At 63.4% G+C, this 6,646-nt stretch carries 8 protein-coding genes and 1 pseudogene; 2 read left to right on the forward strand and 7 right to left on the reverse strand.

Features of this window, described 5'->3' with window-relative positions; all coding sequences use genetic code 11:
* Window positions 1–164: 164 nt before the first annotated feature.
* The 7 genes and pseudogenes from LB536_RS30725 to LB536_RS30755 all read right to left on the reverse strand — a co-directional run bounded on the left by LB536_RS30725 (window position 165) and on the right by LB536_RS30755 (window position 4,288).
* Complete coding sequence (locus tag LB536_RS30725; protein WP_411966615.1) at window positions 165–941, reverse strand: lytic transglycosylase domain-containing protein; 777 nt, start codon at window positions 939–941, stop codon at window positions 165–167.
* Complete coding sequence (locus LB536_RS30730) at window positions 938–1,267, reverse strand: DUF736 domain-containing protein (protein ID WP_224599091.1); 330 nt, start codon at window positions 1,265–1,267, stop codon at window positions 938–940. Before LB536_RS30730 ends, LB536_RS30725 begins: the two co-directional genes overlap by 4 nt.
* 35 nt (window positions 1,268–1,302) lie before the next feature.
* Window positions 1,303–1,836: pseudogene (locus tag LB536_RS30735) on the reverse strand (S26 family signal peptidase); the annotation flags it as partial.
* A complete protein-coding gene (locus LB536_RS30740) occupies window positions 1,833–2,324 on the reverse strand; it encodes a DUF2840 domain-containing protein (RefSeq protein WP_224599093.1) in 492 nt (163 codons plus the stop codon). The gene LB536_RS30740 and the pseudogene LB536_RS30735, both read right to left, overlap by 4 nt.
* On the reverse strand, window positions 2,321–3,364 hold the full coding sequence (locus LB536_RS30745; protein WP_224599095.1) for a replication initiator protein A: 1,044 nt from the start codon (window positions 3,362–3,364) through the stop codon (window positions 2,321–2,323). Before LB536_RS30745 ends, LB536_RS30740 begins: the two co-directional genes overlap by 4 nt.
* A 17-nt stretch (window positions 3,365–3,381) precedes the next feature.
* Window positions 3,382–3,663 (reverse strand): helix-turn-helix transcriptional regulator, encoded by a 282-nt coding sequence (locus tag LB536_RS30750; RefSeq protein ID WP_224599097.1) that lies wholly within the window; start codon window positions 3,661–3,663, stop codon window positions 3,382–3,384.
* A 298-nt stretch (window positions 3,664–3,961) separates the two neighbouring features.
* On the reverse strand, window positions 3,962–4,288 hold the full coding sequence (locus tag LB536_RS30755; protein WP_224599099.1) for a DUF736 domain-containing protein: 327 nt from the start codon (window positions 4,286–4,288) through the stop codon (window positions 3,962–3,964).
* A gap of 1,370 nt (window positions 4,289–5,658) precedes the next feature.
* Here LB536_RS30755 and LB536_RS30760 point away from each other — a divergent pair.
* Together LB536_RS30760 and LB536_RS30765 are read left to right on the forward strand one after the other, a co-directional pair.
* Entirely contained in the window at window positions 5,659–5,934 is a 276-nt protein-coding gene (locus LB536_RS30760; protein WP_224599102.1) for a PepSY domain-containing protein, read from the forward strand.
* Window positions 5,912–6,508 (forward strand): cytochrome b/b6 domain-containing protein, encoded by a 597-nt coding sequence (locus tag LB536_RS30765; protein ID WP_224599104.1) that lies wholly within the window; start codon window positions 5,912–5,914, stop codon window positions 6,506–6,508. The genes LB536_RS30760 and LB536_RS30765 overlap by 23 nt, the downstream gene beginning before the upstream one ends.
* The last annotated feature ends 138 nt before the right edge of the window (window positions 6,509–6,646 follow it).

A 6,646-nucleotide genomic window follows, 5' to 3' on the forward strand; every position in this document is an offset into this window, starting at 1 on the left:
CGACGGTCGCCAGTTGAGCTGCGGCCGACGCACCGCTTTTCCTCTCGGCCAAGTGCCCGCCCCGATTACGGGCGGCAATCCCTCGGTTGTTGCCTCGTGCCCTCCCCCATTCGTTCGCCCTGACGTCCAGGACAACGCCAGGACACGATTTGCAAATTTCGCCGTCATGGCGACGGCGTTCCGGCTTCGGACGCGGGGAAGAGCTCACGGGCGTGCACACCGGCCGCGAACAGATCGCGCACCGAAAGTGTCGGCGGCACGGCGCCGGATGCGCCTTTGAAGGACGCGAGATCGGATCCGGCCTCAGAAGCCGGCCGCCCTATGAACAGCGGCGCGGCCCTCCAAGTGACGGCCCTTGCATGGCTGGCGGTGAGCAAGCCGGGCGCATCACCGCCGCCCCAGAAAGGGCGAAGCTTCGCAACATAGGCCCGGGTCTCAGCCGGCAGCGGAAGGCCCTTCAAGGAGGCTTCGTAACGCCCTGGCCCGGCATTGTAGGCGGCCAGGAAGCCCGGTGAACCGTATCGATCATACAGCTCGCGAAGATAGGCTGTGCCGGCAAGGATGTTGTCGTGCGGATCATAGGGATCGCGGCCGAGTTGGTGACGAAGGCGCAGCTCGGCCCAGGTTCCGGGCATGATCTGCATCAGGCCCACGGCCCCCTTTGGGGACAGGGCGCGCAGGTCGCGGGCGCTTTCCAGCTGCATGACTGCCCGTATCCAGCGCTGAGGAATGCGGAAGCGATGCGACGCCTCGGCGATATGCGCGGCATAAGGATCATGCGCGGATTTGCGGGAAACCGGCGCCGATTGTCCGGCGGCCCCCGTCATCGTGCGACAGAAGATCAGCATGCCACCGATAAGGCAAAGTGCTTCACGCCGCGTGGGCAACCAACGGACGGGGCGGGAATCGTGCGCACATTTCGGCGCCGATGGCCCACTCATCGAGCACGCTCCGGCCGTGATTTCGGCCGCATCCAGCGCAGCGACCAGGAGCCGTCATCGCATCGGAAAAGAGTGGCGCGAAAGCGCCGGCCGAACAGCGGGTCCTCCAATCGGCACGATAGATAGTCCCCAGCCGTCTGTCCGGTTTCCTTCCAGGCCGCGCCGACTTCGGGGCCGCTGCCATCGCCGATGTGGATGCGAAAATCCGGCGCATTGCCGTCGGAAGTCCTGATCGGGACAAGCACCAGCTCGGCATCCACGAGCAGTGTTCGAATGCGTCCGGAGTAACCGGATTCTGTTTCCTGGAAGACGCCGATCTCGGCCATGGACTATCTCCTTGCTGTTGTTGGCTGGGCTGAATTGCGAGCCAGGTGTGGTGGCCATCACCTCTCTCGTCGGTCCAGAGCGGCAGCGCGCGTCCGACGATCGAGCTCGCCGGGAAAGGGCCGAAATAGCGGCCGTCGAGACTGTTCTCGACCTTCCCGTTCATGACGAAGATTTCGTCGGCGGCGATGATGCGGCAGCCCTGCCAGTCAGGCAGCGCCCGCCCGTTGCGGTCGCGCTCAAGTGCAGCACCCATCGCAAGCCCGTTCACCGTGATGACGCGCCCGACGCGGCAGACTTCCTGTCCGGGAAGCCCCTCGATGTGTTTCAGCATCGGCACACCGAGCGGAAGGTAACCGCGCCTGGCGGCGAACCGGGCGACCGTCTCTGGCGGTTCGATGACGGCGAGCGCACCAGCCGTCGGAACGGCCATTCTCCGGATCCCATAGAGTCCGAGGGGTGCGCTGGCCGACGCGTTCCATAGCAGCAGCGGCGGCATCTCCACGGCCGTCGGAGCGACCATCGCGACGACGGCCGCAAGCGTCGCGGCCATGCAAGCGGCGCGGCTCATGATGTCGCTCGCTTGCGCAACAGAAAGGCCCGGTGCTGCTCGAGCGAATAGGCGCGCGGCGTTCCACCGGCAACCAGGCGGTTGTGGGTCTGACGCCAATAGTCAGGGGCGGCCTCGACCGGATCGAGGCCGATCGCCTCGATCGCATCGATCAGTTGGAGAACACGCTCAACCTTGTCCCAGCCTGCGATCTTGAGCAGGATCTGGCCGCCTGGCCGGATGTAAGGCAGCGTCTGATATGGTTCAGCGGGAAAGACGGCGCGCACGATGTCGATGCGCGAAACGATGGTGCCAAAGTCATTCGCCGCCCAACGCACGAACGCAAAAACACTGCCCGGCGCAAATGTGACGACGCGGCGCCGCTGGTCGATGATCGTCTGATCGGCAGGACGTCCGAAGCGGATGCGGTGCTCGATCCGCTTCTCGATCCAGATCAGTTCGACCGTCGTGAGGTCGCCGCGCGGCGTCGATTGGGAAGACGGCGTCATGTGTCGTCTCCCTCGCACCGCCGCATCTGCTGTCCACCCTCAGTCCGCGGCTTGCGCGCAAGACTGTTAGATTGAGAGTTAGACTCTAAGTTAAGAGCGCGATTTTCCGTTTCGGACCCGTCGCTTAGGGCTGATCGCGGTTCCCGAAAGCACGAGGATGCGGTTGCCGATGGCACGATAGTTCGGGTTCCCGATGGCACGATCCTGTCAACAGGCGTCGGCACCGGTTCGAAAGCCAACAACACACGGCCGCTCGCTTCGACCTCAGTGAACAGCAGATATCCCGGCAAGGGTTGGCGGCGCACGATCTCGCGCAGCTCAAAGGCGAAGCGCTTGAGCGGCGAGAGGCTGCCGGACTTCCGATGCAGGTGCCTGATATCGAAACGCCAGCCGGCACGCTGGCGTCCGCCATGCTTGCGCACCAGCCGATAGAGCCAACGCTCCAGGCCGCCCGTCAGTCCGAAATAGGCGCGGTCTATCGTCAGGATCAGCGCGTCGTCCATGACGGCGCGATAGAACCAATCGGGCAATATCAGTTCGACGCCGAGCGGGCGGCCGTTTCGACCCGAGCGCTCCTGCCATTCATTGATCCAGGAGAAGCGATGGCGACGGCCTTCCGCGGGCTGGCGAATGGAGGTGAGGACGCTTGTCGACTGCAGGCGGTCGAGCGCCGCCTTGAGGCGCTGATAGTCTCGCTTCGAGACGCCGCGGCCGATGAAGGTAAGCATTTCATATGGCGTCGCGGCCATCAGGCGCGATGTGCGCAATCCGGCGTCCCGCGCGCTGACGATCTGGCTCGCGGCCCAGATCAGGATATCGGCATCCCAGATCGTCGCCATGCCGTGATCGGGCATCGCTTCGACCCGGATAGCCACATCGCCAGCGCGAAAGTCGATCGGTGCGATGCGCCTGGATTTGGCGAGGGAGAAGAAGGGATAGGCCATGAGGTCCTGCGCATCGCGTGGCGCGACAACACCGGGCAACGCGTGGAACAGATCAAGCTGTCCGCGTTCCGACGGTTGGCGTGTGCGTCCAGACATAGGGGAGATCAGCTTGCTCAGCGCCTCTCGCGCCCGGCATAGGCGATCAGGCGGGCGGCCTGAGGCTTGGCTGGCAGGACAGAGCCATGCGGATCGGATGTCGACGACATCGCGCCGCGCTGCACCCAGGCCTGGAGGTCGTCGACGGCATAGACGACGCGGCCGCCGAGTTTGCGATAGGCAGGCCCGGTCCCATAGGTGCGGTGTTTTTCCAGCGTGCGCGCAGAAAGACTGAGGAAATGCGCAGCTTCCGAAGTGCGCAGGTAGCGCGGCGGCAATGGCGCGGCGTCGGCGTTCATGAGGTGTCTCCTTCCGGCCGTTGCGATTGAACGGCGATTGACGGCCAGGATGGAGGAGCGTGAGGACGGCGATCAGGTGCGCAATTGAGGGGCGCTATTTCGCACCGCTAACAGCCTTCGGGAGTGGCGCTGGCGCGCGCAGCAATTGGGGGTAGCCGCGCTCAACCATCTTCACGCGATCGCGCATCCAGCAACGCATCCGAAGACAGGGCCCGTCATGGCGGCCGGCGGCGCGGAACGCTTCCGCGGTCACCATCAGAAGACGCCTCGCCCGGTACCGGGCGAGGCGTCTGCGACCTTACTCGCCGTTGCGGCGGTTTGGACGGGACCAGATGAGGCTGTGGCCCTCGCCTTCCTCGTCGGCGAAGAGGTTGGCGTAGATCGGAGCGGTGAAGCTCGGATCGTCGAGCTTGAGCCCGAGATACTCGCGGCCCTCGTTGGAGCGCTTGGACCAGGCGGCGCCGATCTCGGCCTTGCCGACCACGACGCGGTGGCTCGGGGCGTTCTCGCCGCTGGCCCGGGTGTCGGGGACGATGCGCACGCCCTTGGCCTGGACGCTAAGGGTGACGATCTCGCCGGTGAATTCGTTCGCATTGGTCTTCTTGAAAGTGCCGATGGTAGCCATTTTCAGTCTCCGTTTTCTTCGTTTCCGAGCCCGCACCATGCGACCTCGATGGCGATCGTGAGGCCGGAGGCGACCGCCGCCGCATCGCTTGCGACCGCAGCAAAGCGAAGGATGGCGCAGGCGCGTGTTTCTTGGTTGCGCGAGGAATGGGCTTGGCCCAGGGGAAGAAACGCGCGCCGCGCCATTGCGGCACAGGCGCTCGAGGCTTCAGCCGTCCTTCGGCCAGATCAGCCCTTTCGAGAGGTCGTTTGGTGCGCTCCGCAAAGCGAGAGACGGGGGCAATGGCGGCATGCTGGATCAACAAAGATTAAGTGGAATGTTTCGCCAGCGGATTTCCTGACCCGGACTCGGCATGTACTGCATCGAACCCTCTTTCCCTCCAGTGCCAAGCGCACGCTTACTAGGAGCGGCTTACTGCTCGGATCGAGATGCCTTCGCCCGCGCGGCAGCGTCGACGTGTCGTGCTACGGGCGTAAGGCTATTTGGATCGCCCTTCCCGCAGATCTATGGTGACGTGGTAACGCCTTTGGGAACCGCCTGCGAAAGAAGCTTTGGATGCTGCCTTTTACGCCGCGCGGCATTGTATGATCGATCTCTCATTTGGAGCTCTAAACTGCCAGTCGGCTATCGTGACAAAGTTGCCAGTAAGCTGACTTTTTGCCGACAGTCTCTTGTCGAATTGCCAGGAGGGACATCATTGGTGTGTGTCCACGGGGCTTTTTGCCGTCATCAGGACGGCGATGCGTCACCGTGCAACTGAGAGGGGACACCAGTCGGGGCCAAGGTCCGTTGTCCGGTGAGTGCGGATGTCCCCCCGAAATGGTGCTCGACGCTTTGCGATCCTTAGTCGGTGCGATATTAGATGGCCGCCATCTGACGTGAGATTTCTCCAGAGAGACATCGGAAAGTGCCGGAGCGACCCTCGATGAGGATTGTCGCGGGAGCGCCAAAATGCGGGCCACAGCTATCACCAGTCTCTTCGGACGTCAGGGTAAACATCGGTTTCCATAGCTCCGGAATTCGTAACCTTCGTCGGCGGCACAGCGCTCGCATCGATTGCTCGGGTGGGGCATCTCGCGGCTGTCGCGGTCATCGAGATCGGCTGCTGGATCTTGCCATTTGATGCCCGGTGGCGCGGCGGCATCGGGCCGGCACCGGGGCTTCGCTATCCCGCTCAGAAATATTGATGATCGTCTTTGCGCCAGATCAAACCAACTGGCCGATACTGCTGCTTGCCTGCCGACCGCTGTCAGCCACTTGTCAGGTTGGATCCGCTATCCCACGGCAATGACGGCCCCAAGCCGTTATGGCCTATCGGTCGAAATACCAATCGCACTGCAACTTCCCCCAAGCTTCCGAATGGAGACGTCATGTATCGCACTCTCGTTCTCGCCGCCCTCGCGGGCATGATCGCCGGTCCCGCCCTGGCGGCCGGCAACTGCAGCACGGCTGCGAAATCGAAGTTCCAGCCCAAAACGACGCTCGAGGCGCAGCTGAAAGGCGAAGGCCTCAACGTCCGCCAGATCAAGACCGAGAAGGGCTGCTACGAGGTCTATGCGGTCGACAAGGCCGGCAAGAAGGTCAACGTTGCCTACAATGCCGAGACCCTTGAAAAGCTCGACAATGCCGAAGCCGGCGAAAACTGATCGAGCCTTGCCGGCACCCGCTGAGGCGCGATCATCTCAGGGTGTGGTGCGCGTCTGGGACCGGTTTGTGCGCGGCTTCCATTGGGCGCTGGTGCTAAGCTTCGCCATCGCCTGGTTGACGGCCCATTCCTTTGAGGACATCCACCACTGGGCCGGCTACGCCGCCGCCTCGCTTGTCACGATGCGGCTCGTGTGGGGCGTCGTGGGCACGCCTTATGCACGCTTTTCGCAATTCGTGCGTCATCCCGCGACAGTGCTGCGCTATCTCTCCGCAATGCTCGGCGGACGCGAAGCCCGCTATATCGGCCATAATCCGGCCGGCGGCGCGATGGCCGTCGTGCTGATCGCCGCGATGGGATTGGCCGCGCTTACCGGGTGGATGATGACGACGGACGCGTATTTCGGCGTGTCGTGGGTTGAGGCGGCGCACAGCCTGGCCGCGCACGGCCTGCTCGTGCTCGTGTTCCTCCACATTGCCGGCGTGGCGCTGGCAAGTCTTCGCCATCGCGAAAACCTGGTTCGGGCGATGATCACCGGGCGGAAACGCAAAGCCGAAGCATTTGACATTGAGTGATCGTATCAGCCGTCACCTCGACTCCATCTGCGGTCGATAGCAGCAACTTTTCTGCAAGGCCCTAGCACTACTTTGGCAGATCTTTAGCAGAGAGGGTTCTGCGGCAGTGGGGACAACGGATTGGGGGCGGCTGCGCGA

The sequence above is a fragment of the Mesorhizobium sp. ES1-3 genome (assembly GCF_020164795.1).
Lineage (GTDB): Bacteria > Pseudomonadota > Alphaproteobacteria > Rhizobiales > Rhizobiaceae > Mesorhizobium.